The 16,818-nt window shown below is 38.0% G+C and carries 19 protein-coding genes; 4 read left to right on the top strand and 15 right to left on the bottom strand.

Going from position 1 to position 16,818, the window contains the following annotated elements:
- Positions 1-153 precede the first annotated feature (153 nt).
- The 9 genes from J0M37_04990 to J0M37_04950 all read right to left on the bottom strand — a co-directional run bounded on the left by J0M37_04990 (position 154) and on the right by J0M37_04950 (position 7,437).
- Entirely contained in the window at positions 154-996 is an 843-nt protein-coding gene (locus J0M37_04990; GenBank protein MBN8584430.1) for a HEAT repeat domain-containing protein, read from the bottom strand.
- Between the two features lie 51 nt (positions 997-1,047).
- A complete protein-coding gene (locus tag J0M37_04985) occupies positions 1,048-1,473 on the bottom strand; it encodes a hypothetical protein (GenBank protein MBN8584429.1) in 426 nt (141 codons plus the stop codon).
- A gap of 242 nt (positions 1,474-1,715) precedes the next feature.
- Entirely contained in the window at positions 1,716-2,492 is a 777-nt protein-coding gene (locus J0M37_04980) for a tetratricopeptide repeat protein (protein ID MBN8584428.1), read from the bottom strand.
- 282 nt (positions 2,493-2,774) lie between these two features.
- Positions 2,775-4,964, bottom strand: a complete 2,190-nt coding sequence (locus tag J0M37_04975; GenBank protein ID MBN8584427.1) for a TonB-dependent receptor — start codon at positions 4,962-4,964, stop codon at positions 2,775-2,777.
- 27 nt (positions 4,965-4,991) lie between these two features.
- Positions 4,992-5,291 (bottom strand): 2TM domain-containing protein, encoded by a 300-nt coding sequence (locus J0M37_04970; GenBank protein ID MBN8584426.1) that lies wholly within the window; start codon positions 5,289-5,291, stop codon positions 4,992-4,994.
- Positions 5,292-5,334: 43 nt separating this feature from the next.
- On the bottom strand, positions 5,335-5,631 hold the full coding sequence (locus J0M37_04965) for a transcriptional regulator (GenBank protein MBN8584425.1): 297 nt from the start codon (positions 5,629-5,631) through the stop codon (positions 5,335-5,337).
- Entirely contained in the window at positions 5,624-6,265 is a 642-nt protein-coding gene (locus tag J0M37_04960; protein ID MBN8584424.1) for a hypothetical protein, read from the bottom strand. Before J0M37_04960 ends, J0M37_04965 begins: the two co-directional genes overlap by 8 nt.
- A complete protein-coding gene (locus tag J0M37_04955) occupies positions 6,258-6,848 on the bottom strand; it encodes a hypothetical protein (GenBank protein MBN8584423.1) in 591 nt (196 codons plus the stop codon). The genes J0M37_04960 and J0M37_04955 overlap by 8 nt, the downstream gene beginning before the upstream one ends.
- Positions 6,838-7,437 (bottom strand): hypothetical protein, encoded by a 600-nt coding sequence (locus J0M37_04950; GenBank protein ID MBN8584422.1) that lies wholly within the window; start codon positions 7,435-7,437, stop codon positions 6,838-6,840. The genes J0M37_04955 and J0M37_04950 overlap by 11 nt, the downstream gene beginning before the upstream one ends.
- A gap of 246 nt (positions 7,438-7,683) precedes the next feature.
- Here J0M37_04950 and J0M37_04945 point away from each other — a divergent pair, with 246 nt between their 5' ends.
- Positions 7,684-8,052: a DUF2089 domain-containing protein gene (locus J0M37_04945; GenBank protein MBN8584421.1), complete on the top strand. Its 369-nt coding sequence runs from the start codon at positions 7,684-7,686 to the stop codon at positions 8,050-8,052.
- An 11-nt stretch (positions 8,053-8,063) separates the two neighbouring features.
- Positions 8,064-8,423: a hypothetical protein gene (locus J0M37_04940; protein ID MBN8584420.1), complete on the top strand. Its 360-nt coding sequence runs from the start codon at positions 8,064-8,066 to the stop codon at positions 8,421-8,423.
- Positions 8,424-8,553: 130 nt separating this feature from the next.
- Here J0M37_04940 and J0M37_04935 read toward each other — a convergent pair whose 3' ends face one another.
- The 5 genes from J0M37_04935 to J0M37_04915 all read right to left on the bottom strand — a co-directional run bounded on the left by J0M37_04935 (position 8,554) and on the right by J0M37_04915 (position 14,297).
- On the bottom strand, positions 8,554-10,950 hold the full coding sequence (locus J0M37_04935; protein MBN8584419.1) for a sodium-translocating pyrophosphatase: 2,397 nt from the start codon (positions 10,948-10,950) through the stop codon (positions 8,554-8,556).
- 8 nt (positions 10,951-10,958) lie between these two features.
- Positions 10,959-11,639, bottom strand: coding sequence for an aminoacyl-tRNA hydrolase (locus tag J0M37_04930; protein ID MBN8584418.1), 681 nt, complete (start codon positions 11,637-11,639; stop codon positions 10,959-10,961).
- A 100-nt stretch (positions 11,640-11,739) separates the two neighbouring features.
- Positions 11,740-12,393 carry a 50S ribosomal protein L25 gene (locus tag J0M37_04925; GenBank protein MBN8584417.1) on the bottom strand — a complete coding sequence of 218 codons (654 nt, stop codon included), beginning with the start codon at positions 12,391-12,393 and terminating at the stop codon, positions 11,740-11,742.
- 263 nt (positions 12,394-12,656) lie between these two features.
- Positions 12,657-13,643 carry an NAD-dependent epimerase/dehydratase family protein gene (locus J0M37_04920; protein MBN8584416.1) on the bottom strand — a complete coding sequence of 329 codons (987 nt, stop codon included), beginning with the start codon at positions 13,641-13,643 and terminating at the stop codon, positions 12,657-12,659.
- Positions 13,644-13,745: 102 nt separating this feature from the next.
- Positions 13,746-14,297 (bottom strand): hypothetical protein, encoded by a 552-nt coding sequence (locus J0M37_04915; GenBank protein MBN8584415.1) that lies wholly within the window; start codon positions 14,295-14,297, stop codon positions 13,746-13,748.
- Positions 14,298-14,569: 272 nt separating this feature from the next.
- Between J0M37_04915 and J0M37_04910 the strand changes: the two genes are divergently transcribed.
- Positions 14,570-15,766 (top strand): pyridoxal phosphate-dependent aminotransferase family protein, encoded by a 1,197-nt coding sequence (locus J0M37_04910; protein ID MBN8584414.1) that lies wholly within the window; start codon positions 14,570-14,572, stop codon positions 15,764-15,766.
- 115 nt (positions 15,767-15,881) lie between these two features.
- Positions 15,882-16,322 carry a hypothetical protein gene (locus tag J0M37_04905; protein ID MBN8584413.1) on the top strand — a complete coding sequence of 147 codons (441 nt, stop codon included), beginning with the start codon at positions 15,882-15,884 and terminating at the stop codon, positions 16,320-16,322.
- A gap of 36 nt (positions 16,323-16,358) precedes the next feature.
- Here the strand turns inward: J0M37_04905 and J0M37_04900 are convergent, their stop codons facing one another.
- Positions 16,359-16,763 (bottom strand): CoA-binding protein, encoded by a 405-nt coding sequence (locus J0M37_04900; GenBank protein ID MBN8584412.1) that lies wholly within the window; start codon positions 16,761-16,763, stop codon positions 16,359-16,361.
- Positions 16,764-16,818 lie beyond the last annotated feature (55 nt).

Genomic DNA, 16,818 nt, shown 5'->3' with positions numbered 1-16,818 from the left:
CAGTTACAAAGTTAGTAATTTTCCATTTAATATAAAATCGTGAATTTATCCCGATTTGCCGTTTTTAGCGATTATTTTATGATTTTTATCATATAATTGTCTTGTAATGAGGGTTTTAAGAATTCAGCCTATGAAGCAATACCGAATGATAATTTATAGTTTTAACCCTCTGCTTCTCTTCCTTAAATGATTAAGAGTGGACCTGAGAGCTCTTTGAACAACAGGTGAACTATCGCCTGAGAGCTTTCGAAGAAATTTAACCGCTACATTGGGATAGTTGTTACCAAAGCTGTTATTAAAAGCCATTGCAACATTCCATCTTACGTGCGGATCATTAACTTTAACCATTTTATTCAGGAAACCAAAGACAGCATCAGGCATATTGTTGCCATAGTATGAACCCAGTATAAAGGGTCCCAGGTTTACTTTTACATATCTTGAGCTGTCATACATCAAAGGTTCAAACAGGCTGAAGGCTTTTTTAATTTTAACGGGATCGTTCTTATCTCGCAGCGAGGCTGCAGCAAGCACAACACCGCGGCGAATGTTTTCGGAGCTATCCCTCACCCATTTTTTTAGGGTGGAATAAAATTCCGGGTTCGCTTTCAGCGTACTGCCTAAAGCTCCTGCTGCGTATTCACGCACTTCCCAATTACTATAATTTGTGATTTTGTATAGCCATTTTGTTACAGCAGCTTTACTGTATTTATATCCGCGCCATAAAATATGAATGCCGATTTCTTTGGCGTTATCGGAATTTAACTTGAGTATATTTAAACCTGCTATATAAAATTCACGTTCGGGATTTTTATGGTTAGCTTCTGTTACATGTCTTACAATTTCCGCTATGACATACCGCTTATCTTTCATCTTGGCAGTACCGGAGTGCTTTGTGGAAATTTTATCAAGCTCAGCAATAATTTTTTTGTAATCCTGCTTACTTAAAGCTGCTTCAATTACTGCTTTTTGTTTTTTGGTGAGAAGTGTATCTTTCATATTACAAAGATACAAAAAATACTCGTGTTACAAATAGTTTTAAAAAATAAATTAAAACGAATGATACTGTTTTTTGGTTTTGTTGACAGTTTTTTTTGAAGGTAAGAACGCATCAATAACTGATGCAATCCAATTAGCAGTAAATAATAATGCCGCATGAAATTTTTGATTACTTGAAGGACCATCACCTGTGATACTATACGGAGGGGCAAGAAAAAACCACAAAACACATAACCCCGAAATACCTAACCTTATTCCGCCATTAATAAATTCTTCCTTGTAAAACTGACCCAATGCTGCGCCGGGAATTATAAAAGAGAGTCCGCCCGCAAGCAATAAACTTTTTTTGGGTGTGATTGAATTTTGTGAATAAAGATTATTGTTTAAAGAAAGATCAGTTACGGTTGGTTTTAATTCCTTTAAACGGGATTCCTTTTTGTTTATTAATTGAGCATTCGAAGTGCTTATGAATATCAAAAGTAAAATTGTAAAGATTGAAATATTTCTTAACATGATAACCACCTATTAAAGGGCAATTTCTAATTTCAGTAAAGTTCCCTTTTTCAAAGATAATGTTTTGAATTAGGCTATAAAATGATTTGCATCATGTTTCAATTCCGCAAAAAAAATGGTGTCAGGTAGATACCTGACACCACGACTTAATACCTGTTACCGCTAATTAATACCTGTCACAACAAACTAATTCCTGATACCAAGAACTACTTTTTCGCCCTATCATATTCTGTCATCACAAAGCCTTTGATAAAGTTTGATTCAGGCTTCACTTCCAGCGCCATATCAATCCATTTTTTGGCTTCATCCATTTTGCCATTTTTAATATAACACATTGCGACCATACCCGCAGCCTGGTCGTTGCCCCAGTTGGGGTATGTTTCGTCTTTGGGTTTGTATGTTTTTGAGTATTCCCATGCTTTTTCAAACATCGGCTGCGCCTTATCAACACCGCCGCCAAAGCTCTCAGGTGTGTAGAATGTCATATAACCATCTATTAAATAAAACCTCGGATTTTCAGGCTCAAGCTTCATTGCGATATCCTTGGCTTCCTGGGTTTTGGCAATGATATCATTCATTTTGTTCGGCTCATACTGCCAGCGGTTTCCCTGGGCAGCCATTTTCATAATATACGCATCGGCAAACTGGTCATTCATATCGGTGCATTTATCAAAAAGGCTGATCGCAGATTCAGTATACTTCTTCACATCATCATTATTCTTTTCTTCTGCGGCTGTGCGTGAGAGCATGTAATCTAAGGACCCGAGGTAATAATTTACCATCCACTCATTTTTTTTAAGCTGCAGGATACGCTCAAAATCACCGCGCACTTTCAGCATAGCGGCTTTATCGTTCTTATCAGCAGCATCACCCATTTTTTTGATGGCTTTAAGCATAGCATCGGTGTAATCATCAGCTTTTAGGTGGGCGGTGTTTAGTGTTGTTAACACAGCTAACAGTAATGCAAGAATCACAGTTTTCATTTTAATCTTCCTTTTGTGAAACGTGAAATGTCAAACGTGAAACGAATGACAACCAACATTTCCTTTTTATTTTGATTTATATATTAAGTTTGTTAGTTTTGCAAATAATGCATTCAGATACTTTAAATCGCGGCTAAAGCCGTATAATATTTGGCTTCTTTTTCCACGGGTTAAAACCCGTGGCTACTCAAAAAATCTTTTCTTCGCGTCTTGGCGTCCTTTGCGGTTAAAAATCTTTTCTTAGTGTCTTTGAGTCTGACTTTTGTTTTGTTTTTGCCTTACTTAGAACTGTAATCCCAGTCCCAAATAAAACTGCCTTTTGTTGGTTGTGACAATCTCTTCGCGTTTGGTATAATCAAAATTATATGTATAATCATACAGATTCTTCTGGTTAAGCAGATTGTTTATCTGGAATACCGCTATTGCAAACCTGCCAAAGAGTGAAAATATGTACTGGAAATTAACATCCATTCTTTGGTAAGTGGGGAATCTTCCGCTGTTGGTTTCAGCATATATGGGCTGGTAAACATTATTCTGCGGATCGTACACGCCGCCTGTAACGGGAGTGTAAGGTTTGCCGGTAGAAATTCTGTATGTTAACCCGGTTGTTATCACATCACTAATATTATAGCTGGCTACAAATGTTAAGTTATGTGTAATATCATAATTAGCGGGTGCTTCGTTCTGTGCTTCATACTGGCTGCGTTTGGAATCAGTGTACGCGTACGATATCCAGGTGGAATATTTATTTGTGATACCTGATTTCAGGAATACATCCACTCCCCTTGCATATCCTTTGCCGTTGGAGTTATACAGGAAACTGTTCTTATCACGCAGCACAAGATCTTTATACTGCTTATAATAACCTTCCACCCTGAAGAGGAATAGGCCTTCCATTTTGTTAAGCTCATAACCAAGTATGTAATGAGCTGCCTGTTCAGGTTTTAAATTGTTGTTATCTGACTGCGCATAGTACTCAAGCCTTGGGAACTGGTGATACAGTCCAACGGCTCCGCGCAGAACCATATCTTTTGCGAACTTCCATCCCATTGAAAGCCTGGGGTCAACAACGGTTTTTTTGGAAAGAGTATGGTTATCAACTCTGATTCCGGGTATTATAAAAAATCTTTTTGCGGGCTTTATCTGTGTTTCAATGTAAGCTCCTATTCTGCCGGTATGGTTAAGTGAGTTAACATCAAAGAAGGGGGCATTATTGCCAATTGCATAGCTGTACTGCGGAACCCTTCCGGAGAAGCGGTCTTCATTGTATTCATACTCAGCGCCGGTATTAATATCAACTTTTTTTGAAAGCTGGTGAGTAACATCAAGCCTGTATTTGGCATAACGCTGTTTTGCAACAGTATTAAGCACTCCATACAAAACATCATCAATGTGATTGCTGTATGAAAGCCCCATGCTGTAATATGTCTTGGCTCCAAGACCTGCAGAGTATTTTAAATTGCCGAAAACTGTTTCAGAGCCTGAATTAAAAAATCCATCGTATGAAGGGCTTGAGTTCCTGATTCCAATTTTATCTTTGCTGTAATCAAATACAGCTTTCAGGTTGCTGCTTTTGGAAGGTTTCCATGCTAAAGAACCGCCAATACCTCTTGCAAGCGGAATTGGGTCGTACCTATCGGTAAGATACCCGTTGAGCTTAAAATAAGGCTCGAGTATTGTTTGACCAATATCAATTGTAGCGCCGAAATCTTTCTTTTGATTAAGGTAAACACCGCTCATACCAACATTTGCCAGCCCGAGCCAGAGGAATCCGCCTGTACCCTGCGGCATTTCATATGTTTTAAGATCAAGCACAGCCGAAAGTACATTACCAAACTTGGCAGAAAATCCCCCGCTTGAAAAATTGATACCACGCAGGCCCCAAGGGTTGATAGTAGTATATGATGAAGTATTGAAATCATCATCAAAGATAAACGGGTTATAAAGTGAAGCCTGGTCTAATATAGTAAGCACTTCGTTAGCGTCTCCGCCGCGGACTGTAATTCTGCTGCCTTCATCAACCTGGTTTGAGCCCGGGAATGTTGTAATGGCGCGGAAAAGGTCTCCATCGGAGCCCGGAATTCTGACGATTTCCAAAGGTGTAATTGTTACCTGAGAATTCTGCCCTGAAGTATATGAGCTTGCTGTTACAATTATCTCTTCGGTTTCTACAACAGCTTTTTGCAGCTGTACATTCAGCTCCATTGGCTTACCGGCTTCGATGTTTACAGTCTGGCGTTTATCGCTGTAATCAATATATGTAAACAGAATGTTTTGCACACCGGTTTTTGATGTTTCAAACTCATAGTAGCCGGTTGAATCCGTGGTAGCGCCGTCAATTGTTCCTTCTATCACCACGTTAGCTCCAAAAAGGGGCAAGTTCTGTTCACCGGTAATTTTCCCGGATATTTTTACATCCTGGCTGTATATGCCGGAAGATAAAAGTAATAATAAAGTAATTAAATATTTCATTGCTGTACCTGCAGTATTATGTGATTATTAGTTTTTATTTATCAGTTTATTGTATTCTTTTTCACGCAATGATTCAAATGAAGAAGAATAAGCGGAAATGTAATTGATGCCAAGCCCGATACCCCAGCCAAACGTTACAAATACCGGCCAGGGGAAATCAAAATCGTTATGTCTGAACGAATTAAACGCCCAAAATGCCCAGAAAAATATATTAATAACAAGATATGTTAATAAATGTTTTTTAAATTCAGCTCTTTTTTTTGCAAGCCTCCATAATCTTTCATCCCTGGGCTGGGAGCTGCTGTTAAAATTATTTTGAGTATCCATAATGTTATAAATTAAATTGTTATTTAGTATTTGATATTTGCTGCTATCTTTTTATTATACTTTCAAGTTTTTTGATATAATCTTCAAATGCTTTTCTTCCTGTTTCTGTTATCTTATACCTTGTAACGGGCTTGCGGTCAATAAACTCTTTCTTTACGGAAATATAATTATTGTCTTCAAGCTTTTTTAAATGTACGCTTAGATTGCCGTCTGTTGCGTTAATTTTTTCACGAATGAACGTAAATTCAGCTTCATCAACGCTGATTAGCACCGCCATAATAGCGGTTCTTATACGTGAATGTATAACATCGTCTATTTCATGGTAATTAAAATCAGTCATTAACTATTGTATAAGATGCTTTCCATTTTTTATACAGAATTATACCGGGAATTATCTGGAACAATATAAGCATTGCAGCGAAGATAAGTATTGAATGAATACCGGGATATATGAACATTAATAATGAACCTGTCCACCAACCGATCGTAATGTATTTAAGCCAATTTACCTGCTGTATGGTTCCGCTGATAAAGTACGCTGCGCCTAAAACTGTGCATATTACAGGAAAAATAAAAATGGGGTTGTATGCCCCGGAAAGTGTTCCGATAAATCCGAAAATAAACATGCATGCACCTGATACACCCCATAAAGAACTTAACAATCTGCCGGAAAAATTTTTTTCTTTATCATTTTTGTCTATTTTTTTAGTTATGATCATTTCAATTACAGAGGCTGAAATCATTGAAACAAACCACAGCATTCCCTGGGAGTTCATAGATGAATTATTCAATATCATCCAATAGTTTATAATGAGGGCTATTGTTACAATTACCCCCCAGTAAATATAATGCCAGCCATTATCCGCAACGGCATTTCGGCTATCCTGAACGATCTTTTTTATTACCAGCAGCTCGTTTTCAGCTTCCATATTGCTGTTCATACTGCTCTCACCGGTTAAATTTTTGCTAAGCATTCTTGCTCCCTTCTATTTTCGGCAGCAAAACCATAAGTATAAGCATCACAGCAAGGAAAAGAAGGCAGTGCATACCCGGAAAAAAGAAAAAGAAAACAGCGCCTGCCCACCAAATGAATGCGAAGAATTTCAGGATTTTGATCTGCTGAATTACTGCCACCAAATAAAAAGCCATTCCTAAAATTACTGAATCTGCGGGTACAATATATACAGGGTCAAAAGCATTAAAGAATCCAGATGAGATCCCCAAAATCAAATTTGCGCCTCCGGCAGCTATTCCGATCGATGTTAAGATCTTTCCGGCGAATGTTTTTACACGAACAGTCTTTTTTTCTTTTCGTGCAATTACTATTGAGCCTATAGTGCCGGCAATTACCGCAGCAAGCCATAATAAACCGGTATATTCATTTGCTATCCCGGTTATTATCATCAGGTAGTTTATCAAAATAGCCGGAGCCATTATTAAAGTCCAGTAGGTGCCCTGTTTACTTGTATCATATACAGCCTTACGGCTGTCTTCCATTACTTTTCTTATCAGGGAAAGCTCGAGCTCTGCCTGCTGTTTATTTATACTAGGCTGCATTTATTTCCTTCTTCCATTTTTTGTACATAATAAATCCGGGTAGTACCTGCATAAATATTATCATGAGGGCAAACAGCAGCAAAGTATGCGGCGAGTGCCAGAAAAACATTAAAATGGCTCCAGCCCACCAGCCAAAGCTAAGGTAGCGGAAGGTTTTATCATTATAAATTACACCGCTAACAAAAAAAGCTGCAGCAAGTACACAAGCCATTAGTGGTGAAATTCCCATTCCTTTAACCAGCCCTGTTGCAGAACCTATAAATCCAATAATAGTCATTGTAAACCCTGCCGAACCCCAAATAGCACCTGCAACTTTACCGGCAAAGGTAACCGCTTTACGTTTTTTATCTTCATTTCTATACTGTAATATGGTAATTATCCATCCTGTACCAATAAGCGCAAACCATGCAATACTGGTAATATTCCAGGGAATATATCCGAGTACTGATAAATATGTTGCTATCAAACCGGCAGCCACCAAAGTCCCCCATAGAATAAAACCTATACCATCATCAACCATAATGCGCCGGCTATCAGCCATGATACGTTTTATCTCAGTAAGTTCAAGTTCTGCCTGTTTAGTATCCATTCTTACAATATTTAATAAAATTTAATAAATATCTACTTTATTTTTTAAAGTACTTTACAAATATACTTCGTACAAATTGATTTGTCAAGCGGAATTATTATAGAATTTTATTAAAATATCCAAAATAACTAAATATTCTTAATGATATAATTAATATTTATAACATATAATTGCAATAATATTAATATTCTTAATAATATACTTGATTATTATGAAGCTTTGTTTTATTTTTGAAAAAAATAGTTAATGTCATATAAGTTAATAAATAGCTGCCCGGTATGTTCATCAGCAATGAAGGCAACCCGGTTAAGCTGCAATACATGCGGAACAGTAATAGAAAATGATTTTTCCCTTTCTAAGTTTGACCGGCTAAGTGAAGATCAACTGGCTTTTGCAGAGATCTTTATTAAAAACAGCGGGAGCATCAAAGATGTGGAAAAAGAGATGGGGATATCTTATCCAACAGTAAAGGGTAAACTGAATGACCTGATAAAAGCGTTTGGCTATAATATTGAAGCTGAAAAGCCGGAAAAATCCCCTTCTGTAATAGACCTGCTTGAGCGCGGAGAAATTACCCCGGAAGAGGCTTTGAAAAAAATTAATGAAAATAAATAAACAAAAAAAATATGAGTGACGATATTAAACGCATACTGAAACTGCTTGAGGATGGTAAAATCAATTCTGATCAGGCATCTGCGCTGATTGATGCCGTTAAGGAAGAAAGAACACCTGTTAGAACAGAAACAAAAGATAAGAACCTGAGAATAAATGTTCTTAAAGAAGGAAAGAATAAAGTTAATCTTTCGATCCCGCTCAAATTTGCAAAAGCAATAATGAGAGCAACAGGAAAGCTTCCTGTAAAAGTTCACGGTGTTAAAGAAATAGACCTGAAGGTACTTAAAAATGCAATAGAAACAGGAAACGACGGCAAGATACTTGATTTTAAATCTGATGAAGGCCACCATGTAGAGATGATAATCGGTTAGCTGAAACATTTCCTGCTAACTATGTTAAAGATGAGACGCGGAATGAAAGCAAGTTAAAGGAATCTGAATTAAGCTTACAACGAAAAAAGGCACTCAAACGAGTGCCTTTTTAATTTTTATTTGCAGAAATTTATGCCTTTGCGGTGATTCTCATCTTGTAGAATGAACGCCATACGAAGTATATAGCGATGAGGAAGAATAATCCGCCAACGTAAGGAGCTGTAGCTCTGAATGATTCAGTAATAGCCATTTCCATAGCCAGGAGACCGAACAGTGTTGTAAATTTAATGATCGGGTTCAAGGCAACTGATGATGTATCTTTGAACGGATCACCCACTGTATCACCTACTACTGTAGCATCGTGAAGCGGAGTGTTCTTTTCTTTCAGGTCAACTTCAACAACTTTCTTCGCATTATCCCAAGCGCCGCCGGCATTAGCCATGAACATTGCCTGGAACAGGCCGAATACAGCGATTGAGATCAGGAAGCTGATGAAGAAGGAAACCGGCTCATTTGTTTTGCCCGGCGCTGAAAAGAACGCGAAGGCAAGCGCAAATGAGAATATTGCGATAAATATATTGAACATACCTGTCTGGGCATATTGAGTACATATTTTAACTACTTCTTTTGATTTTTCAGTGGATGCGCTCATGCTTGCATTTTCATCAAGATTGATGTTCTTTTTGATGTATTCAACAGCCCTGTATGCACCTGTTGTAACTGCCTGTGTTGAAGCACCGGTGAACCAGTATATAATTGCGCCTCCGCAGATAAATCCAAGAATGGAATACGGATTAAGAATACTTAATATTGCCTCCGGCTGAATGCCAAGAGTATTTTTGATCACAAGAATAAGTGAAAATATCATTGTTGTAGCGCCAACTACTGCAGTACCTATAAGCACAGGCTTAGCTGTAGCTTTAAATGTATTGCCTGCGCCATCATTTGCTTCTAGGTAATGTTTAGCTTTCTCAAAATCCGGTTTAAATCCGAAATCTCTCTGAATTTCTTCTGAAATTCCGGGTTTAGATTCAATAAGTGAAAGCTCATAAATTGACTGTGCATTATCCGTTACAGGACCGTAACTATCTACTGCAATTGTAACGGGACCCATACCAAGCATTCCAAACGCTACAAGGCCAAACGCGAAAATTGATGCATAAGCCGGGATCATAGCCCCCGGAATTGAAAGCGAAGCAAAGTATGCTATAAGCATCAGTATAAAAAATACCATTCCTGTCCAGAATGCCGAAAAATTACCCGCAACCAAACCGGATAATATTGTGAGTGATGAGCCGCCTTCGCGGGACGCGGTAACGACTTCGTTTACATGTTTGCTTTTTGGAGATGTGAATATCTTTGTAAATTCAGGAATAAGCGCAGCTCCAAGTGTTCCGCAGCTGATAATAATTGAAAGGGTCATCCATAAATTATCGGGCAAATGACCGATCATTATTTTGCTGATAACGAATGTAACTATGATTGAAAAAATTGAAGTGATCCATACAAGTGATGTTAAGGGTTTTTCAAAATCTATATCTTCATCTTTGCCGTATTTGGCTTTAGCCCAGATACCGTTAATATAAAATGAGCCTATAGAAGTGATGATCATAAGAATTCTCATCACAAAGATCCATGTTAATAATTCTGTCTGGAACATTACATCGGGGATAGCAAGCACTATAAAGCTGATAAGTGCAACGCCTGTTACACCATATGTTTCAAAACCATCTGCCGTGGGTCCAACTGAATCGCCTGCATTATCACCGGTACAATCCGCAATAACACCGGGGTTGCGCGGATCATCTTCTTTGATCTTGAAAACAATTTTCATTAAGTCAGAACCGATATCAGCTATCTTAGTAAAGATACCGCCGGCGATTCTGAGTGCAGATGCGCCGAGTGATTCACCGATAGCAAATCCGATAAAGCTTGCGCCGGCATATTCACGGGGTACAAACAGAAGTATGATAAGCATCATAATAAGCTCAACGCAGATAAGCATAACACCAATGCTCATACCCGCATCTAGTGGAATATTAAGAAGCTTTATAGGTTTTCTTTCAAGTGATGCAAACGCCATACGGCTGTTTGCAAGAGTGTTCATTCTGATTCCGAACTTGGCAACACCGTAAGAACCAAGAATTCCGATAACTGTCCACATTAAGATCAGAGCAACGCCAAGGGCGCCGGTATGGTTAAGCACACCAAAATAAAACGCTATACATGCTGCTATAAATGCGAATAAAATAGCGAGGAACTTACCCTGCTGGCTTAAATATGTTTTACATGTTTCGTAAATGATCTGGGCAACATCAAGCATGCTTTGATGAGCTCTTAACTTTTTTACTTTCAGGAACTGCATAATTCCGAAAAGAAGACCGATACCGCAGACTGCGATACCGATAAGAAGCAGGTTATTCTGTGATGCACTTAATTCGGGGATCTTAAGATCGGCTTCGCTTGCGAAGGCTGTGACCGAGCTTAACAGAAATAACAAAGTACTTAGTATTATGTTTTTCTTCATATAGTTATTTAGTTTGTATTATTTTCTCCTTTTGTTTCAGTTCCGTTTTTACCGGGATTCCCGTTAGGTAAGCCTTTCTGCTCAGTAACGCTTCGGTTGAAGCGGTTCATGGTTTCTTTAATACCTGATTCAACAAAGCTTAAAGCAGCATCTTTTGCCGCATTAACAGAAATATCAAGCAATTCGAGCTCATTTTCCTCAAAACCTGAAAGAACATAATCGGCCAGCGAAAATCCTTCTTCTAAGCGCCTGGATTCAAATTCAGCTCCCGACCTGATACCGAACCTTAGCCGGGGTATTTCATCTGTTTCCATTTCATACATAACGGATTTTATCCCGTTTTGTCCGCCGTCAGAACCTGACGGCCGCATCCTTAACACACCCAGATCAATATTAACATCATCATAAATAATAAGGATGTTTTCTTTCGAAATTTCGTACTTTTGGTAAAAATTCTTTACAGCCTGTCCGCTCAGGTTCATATATGTAAGAGGTTTCATTAAAACAACCTGTTTGGCCTCACCGTTTGCATCTTTATGATCAGTTACTGCATAAAGGTAATTGTCTTCAAACTCAAAAGATTCTATTTTAAAGAACTCCGCTAATTTATCTATAACAAAAAACCCGGCATTGTGCCTTGTGTTATGATACCTGGCTCCCGGGTTTCCTAATCCTGCTATTAAATACAAATTTCAATTTCCAATTATCAATTTTCAATTAACAAAAGTGAAAACCGTTTCTAAAATACAACAATTGTTCATTGTTAATTGCTCATTGTACATTGAAGAATTACTTCTTGTCGCCTTCTTCTTCGTCTTTCTTGCCTTTAGCAATAACTTCCGGTTCAGCAGCAGCAGTTTCACCTTCTGCAGCAGCGCCTTCAACTTTTTCAACTGCAGGCGGAACAACCGCAACAATTGTTGAAGTGGGGTTACCGTGAATTTCAACGCTTTCAATTTTCAGATCACCGATATGTATTGCGTCGCCTATAGCCAATGCACCGATCTCAACATCAATGTGAGCGGGAATGTTTGCGGGCAAACATTCTACTTCAAGTGAATGCAGCACATGCTGAATAATTCCGCCGTCTCTTACGCCAATAGGCGCGCCAACAAGCTTTATTGGAACTTCAACTTTGATAGTTTCATTTTCAGAAATTCCAAGGAGATCAAAATGGATCGGCTTATCGCTTACCGGATCGAACTGGATATCTTTTAAAATACAGTTCTGCGCTTTTTCAGAACCTTCTATCTGAAGATTTATAATTCTAACTTCCGATGTATAAACGAAAGGATTTAAAGCAGTATCTTTTACGCTGATTGCAACTGCGGGTGAATTCTTAAAATAAAATACACCGGGAATAAAACCCTTTTTCCTTGCATTCTTAGTAGTTGAGTTGCCCAGGTCTTCTCTTTTCTGAGCAGATAAATTCACTGTAGCCATTATATAACCTTTTTATTAAATTGTTTAGCGGAATTGTTACAAACCACAAAAATAGCTAAAAATTGCTTTTTAGTCAATTGAAAAGGCAGTATAGCAGGGTAAAATCAATAAATAATCTTTCAATTTAAATCAAAAATTATTACATATTTAACGATAAATGCCTAACAAGCCCTAACAACCGTTAGCCACGACAATATTTCTGTTTTCCTAACATAGATAGTGTTTTCATCTATAACAATATACTGCACACTTTTAAGAATCTTCTACTTTATCCATCCTTCTTTTCTGTACCAGTCAATAGTATCTTTAAATCCGGCTTCGAGCGTAAATGATTCTTTAAAGCCAAGCTCGCGCTTGGCTTTTTCTATTGAGCAGATCCAGTAACGCTGGGTCAACTCCCTGGATTTTTCGATATTCAGCACTACAGGTTTAGGTGAAAAGAAACCAAATACCTGGGAAAAGAAAGCTGTGGTTCTGACGGCAAAATGCGGAATAGTAAGCCTTACAGTTCTTCTTCCCAGCAGTTTTTTTGTTATTTCTCCGACATCACGCCAGTTGTAATATTCTTCACTGGATATAAAATAAATGCTTGATGAAGATATCTCTTTTTCGCCTGCTAAAATGAAGCCCTTAACAAGATCAACGCCGTGTATAAGGCTTACAAGCTTGTTATCAAAACCTATCATAGGCTGCAGGCCGCGGCTCATTGATTTAAAATATTCATATATCGCGTAGTCTCGCGGGCCGTAAACGGCCGGAGGCCTTACAATTGTACAGTTAAATTTATCAAAAAAGCTCATTACAACTTTTTCAGCTTCAACCTTTGACCTGCCGTAGGTTGTTAGTGGAAAGTAATCGCGCATCTCATCAATAGGCTTGCCGTCAAACGAGGGTCCCACAGCAGCCTGTGAGCTTACATGCACGAATTTTTTTATTCCGGGGTTATATTTTAAAGTGGCCTCAAGCAGGCTTTTGGTCGCATCAACATTACCGCGGTAAAACTCCTCTTTTTTCTTAGCAAAAGTAACGCCGCCAACGTGATAAACGTAGTCAACATCACTTAAAGCTTTTTTAAGTACATCATCGGTAAAAAGATCGCCTTCGATGAATTCAATTGGTTTATCTTTCAGCCATTTGGTGCTGCTAGATTTCCTGATCAATGCCTTAACTTCATAATTCTTTTTAAGTAATTCATCTATAAGGTGTGACCCGATGAACCCGGTGCCGCCTGTTACAAATACTTTAGCCATTATAATGTATTATTTAACTTCATTTTATAATTAATTCTCTATTAAAAACTGTAGCCCGAAACGCTGTTTCGGGCAGTTGAATCGGCGATTCGACCTACATCTTTATTTCGCTAAAAATTCTTTTACTGGATCTGCAATATATGTCCATTTCCAATTTTCTGCATTGTCAACAAGTCCCGCTTTTACCGGGTTGTTGATCACATAATTTATTACATTTCTGTACTCAGTTGAATTCCGGATAACATGGTCATAACTTTCATTCTGCCAAAATTGTCCGCTTCTTTTTAATATTTTATTAGATTCAATAGCTGTGAATTTTTTCAAGTCCTGTAAAATTTTTGTAACTCTGTAGCCCGAAACGCTGTTTCGGGCAGTCGAATCAGCGATTCGACCTACATTAACATCTTCGATACTAAATACTACATGTACATGATTAGGCATTATAGTAAAACAGTGCAGATCATACTGTTTTTTATCTCTGTAAATTATACTTTCACAGATAATGTTTGCAATAGGCTCTTCTTTTAGCCACAATGGACCGGTTTGCGAACCATCAAGCAGGTTGTCAAATTTTCTGAAATATTGTTTTCCATTTCGCAGTATTGCTCTTTTTCTTTTTGATAAATCGTTGATTTTTCCAGTTTCATTGATCAAAATGCTATATTCATTTTACAGGTTATCAATTACCTTTTTTGGCAATGAATTTGCCAGCCTGAATGTAACAAAATAATCTGTATTTCCGGGCTGATAGTGGGGTAAGTTTCTTTTATAGTACACCCCGTTCATTTTTATAAATCGTGATTTTCCTTGTTATAATTTCAGAAATGAAGTAAATTTGTTTTCAAACATATTCAATTTATTACGTAAATTCAATTTATTACGTTAATTCAATTTACAGGCATAATTTTTGCCGGGGAGCGTTTTAAGTGGCAGATCTATTTCAGAAGTGTTTTGATTTTACAAGGGCTGATGAAGTTAAAAAATCAGGGCTTTACCCCTATTTCAGGCCAATTGAGGAAAATGAAGGTCCCGTGGTTCAGATTGAAGGTAAAAAAATGATCATGGCGGGTTCCAACAATTACCTTGGCTTAACAGCACACCCAAAAGTAAAAGAAGCAGCAATTAAAGCCATTGAAAAATACGGCACAGGATGCAGCGGTTCGAGATATTTAACAGGTACATTGGACCTGCATATAGAGCTTGAAAAAAGAATGGCTAAATTCTTTGGTACTGAAGCTGTTCTGTTGCTTTCAACCGGTTACCAGACAGCACAGGCTATTATTCCAACACTGGTTCAAAAAGGTGAATATGTAATTTCTGATAAAGATAACCATGCATGTATTGTAGCTGCAGACCTGATGGCAAAGGGCGCTTTTGCAGAATTCAAACGCTACAAGCATAACGATATGGATGACCTTGAGGCAGTTCTGAACAAAGTCCCGAAAGACAGGGGCATACTTATCGTTTCAGACGGAGTGTTTTCAACCACAGGAGAAATTGTTCATTTACCAAGAATGGTTGAGCTTGCTGAAAAATTCGGAGCAAGGATACTTATTGATGACGCGCATTCAGTTGGCGTTATAGGTGTAGGCGGAAGAGGAACCGGGTCACACTACGGTTTAATGGATAAGGTAGATATGACTATGGGTACATTTTCAAAAACATTCGCCTCACTTGGCGGTTTTGTTGCCGGCAGCGAAAGAGTTATAAACTACATTAAACATCATGCACCTGCGCTGATTTTCAGTGCTTCACCAACACCGGCAAGCGTTGCCGCAGCAATGGCAGCCCTGGAAATTCTTGAAGCAGAGCCTGAAAGAATTGACCGCCTAATTGCAAATGCAGATTATATGCGCGCAGGCTTAAAAGCACAGGGATATACTATTATTGAAGGTGTGACCGGGATCGTTCCGGTAATTCTTGGTGTGTTTGATAAAACGCTGGTATTCTGGCGCAAGCTGTTTGATGCAGGAGTATTCACAAATGCTTTTGTACCGCCGGGAGTGCCGCCGCATCTTTCAATGCTGCGCACATCATATATGGCTTCGCATGAAAAGGAACATCTTGACAGGATACTTGAGCTTTTTAATGATATCGGGAAAGAGCTGGAACTGATAAAATAAAGCTCTGTTATTGAGATAGAATTAATTCTATAAATATTACCCACGGCCATATGCCGTGGGTTTTTTAATAAAACAAATTAAACTAAAAAATCAGAATTAAAAAATAAGAAAATTAATGAAATATATAATATTACTTTTAACTTTCGTTTCGCTGATTGCATGTTCAAAAGAAGATAAACCTGATACACAGCAGCAAAAGACTCCACAGGAAGATAATGATTCACCCGCTGATACAAACTTATCGCCTGAAGAAAAATTCTCAGCTTCAATATTAATTGATTTCCTTGGTGATAGTGAGGACGAGGATCTTGCTTCATTTCTGGAAACAGAGATATTTAAACTGGGAGCAAACTATAACGGGGCATCGGTTATTGAAGTAACACCAAGCACATGGCTTGTACAGCTTGAAAAAGAAGGCCAGGTGAAAAACTTTCTTCTGCAAAAATATGTGGATTTCAGATCAAATGAATATTATTTTTCATTCAAAGAAACATCGCTTAGTTTAACAGATGTCATCTCACGCGTAAAGCCAAAAAGCTCTGCAGGTGAGCAATAGTATATATTTAAAATAAACCGGGTTTCTTAAATATAATTATTGCAGGTTAGCATGCTCAACCATAATGCACCTGTTCTGTATAACTTTAAACCCGTTTTCTTCAAGCAGCTTCGCTGCGCTGTCGTTATATATCCCCAGCTGAAACCATACATATTTTGGCTTTGGTGCCATCTGCAGTATTTCCAGTGCATGGTCATATAAAAATTCAGGCCTGCGGAAAATAAGTACCATATCAATCGGGTCAATTAAGCGGTTAACTTTATCAATAACAGGCTGCCCAAAAAGTTCAGTCCCTTCAAGCTTAGGGTTTACAGGAAATACCATATAATCATGCTGTAACATATATAGAGGTACTTTATAGGCATATTCCCACTCATCTTTTTTAGCCCCAATTACAGCTATAGTTTTGGTATTTTGAAGCATTTCATCAATTAATTTCATACTATTTATTTTATTATATTATAAAAACAAATTTATAGCTGATTTTGTTCTGATT

Source organism: Ignavibacteria bacterium (assembly GCA_017303675.1).
GTDB lineage: Bacteria > Bacteroidota > Ignavibacteria > Tepidaquicellales > OLB5 > OLB5.
The sequence above is the reverse complement of the archived record's forward strand: the minus strand, read 5'-3'. Positions and strand labels throughout refer to the sequence as shown.

Excerpts from the sequence above, each read along its gene's own strand:
- J0M37_04965 (MBN8584425.1), bottom strand. The coding sequence starts at position 5,631 with ATGACTGATTTTAATTACCATGAAATAGACGATGTTATACATTCACGT.
- J0M37_04945 (MBN8584421.1), top strand. The coding sequence starts at position 7,684 with ATGTCATATAAGTTAATAAATAGCTGCCCGGTATGTTCATCAGCAATG.
- J0M37_04925 (MBN8584417.1), bottom strand. The coding sequence starts at position 12,393 with ATGGCTACAGTGAATTTATCTGCTCAGAAAAGAGAAGACCTGGGCAAC.
- J0M37_04905 (MBN8584413.1), top strand. The coding sequence starts at position 15,882 with ATGAAATATATAATATTACTTTTAACTTTCGTTTCGCTGATTGCATGT.
- J0M37_04975 (MBN8584427.1), bottom strand. The coding sequence starts at position 4,964 with ATGAAATATTTAATTACTTTATTATTACTTTTATCTTCCGGCATATAC.
- J0M37_04970 (MBN8584426.1), bottom strand. The coding sequence starts at position 5,291 with ATGGATACTCAAAATAATTTTAACAGCAGCTCCCAGCCCAGGGATGAA.
- J0M37_04990 (MBN8584430.1), bottom strand. The coding sequence starts at position 996 with ATGAAAGATACACTTCTCACCAAAAAACAAAAAGCAGTAATTGAAGCA.
- J0M37_04960 (MBN8584424.1), bottom strand. The coding sequence starts at position 6,265 with ATGCTTAGCAAAAATTTAACCGGTGAGAGCAGTATGAACAGCAATATG.
- J0M37_04955 (MBN8584423.1), bottom strand. The coding sequence starts at position 6,848 with ATGCAGCCTAGTATAAATAAACAGCAGGCAGAGCTCGAGCTTTCCCTG.
- J0M37_04920 (MBN8584416.1), bottom strand. The coding sequence starts at position 13,643 with ATGGCTAAAGTATTTGTAACAGGCGGCACCGGGTTCATCGGGTCACAC.
- J0M37_04980 (MBN8584428.1), bottom strand. The coding sequence starts at position 2,492 with ATGAAAACTGTGATTCTTGCATTACTGTTAGCTGTGTTAACAACACTA.
- J0M37_04900 (MBN8584412.1), bottom strand. The coding sequence starts at position 16,763 with ATGAAATTAATTGATGAAATGCTTCAAAATACCAAAACTATAGCTGTA.
- J0M37_04940 (MBN8584420.1), top strand. The coding sequence starts at position 8,064 with ATGAGTGACGATATTAAACGCATACTGAAACTGCTTGAGGATGGTAAA.
- J0M37_04950 (MBN8584422.1), bottom strand. The coding sequence starts at position 7,437 with ATGGATACTAAACAGGCAGAACTTGAACTTACTGAGATAAAACGTATC.
- J0M37_04935 (MBN8584419.1), bottom strand. The coding sequence starts at position 10,950 with ATGAAGAAAAACATAATACTAAGTACTTTGTTATTTCTGTTAAGCTCG.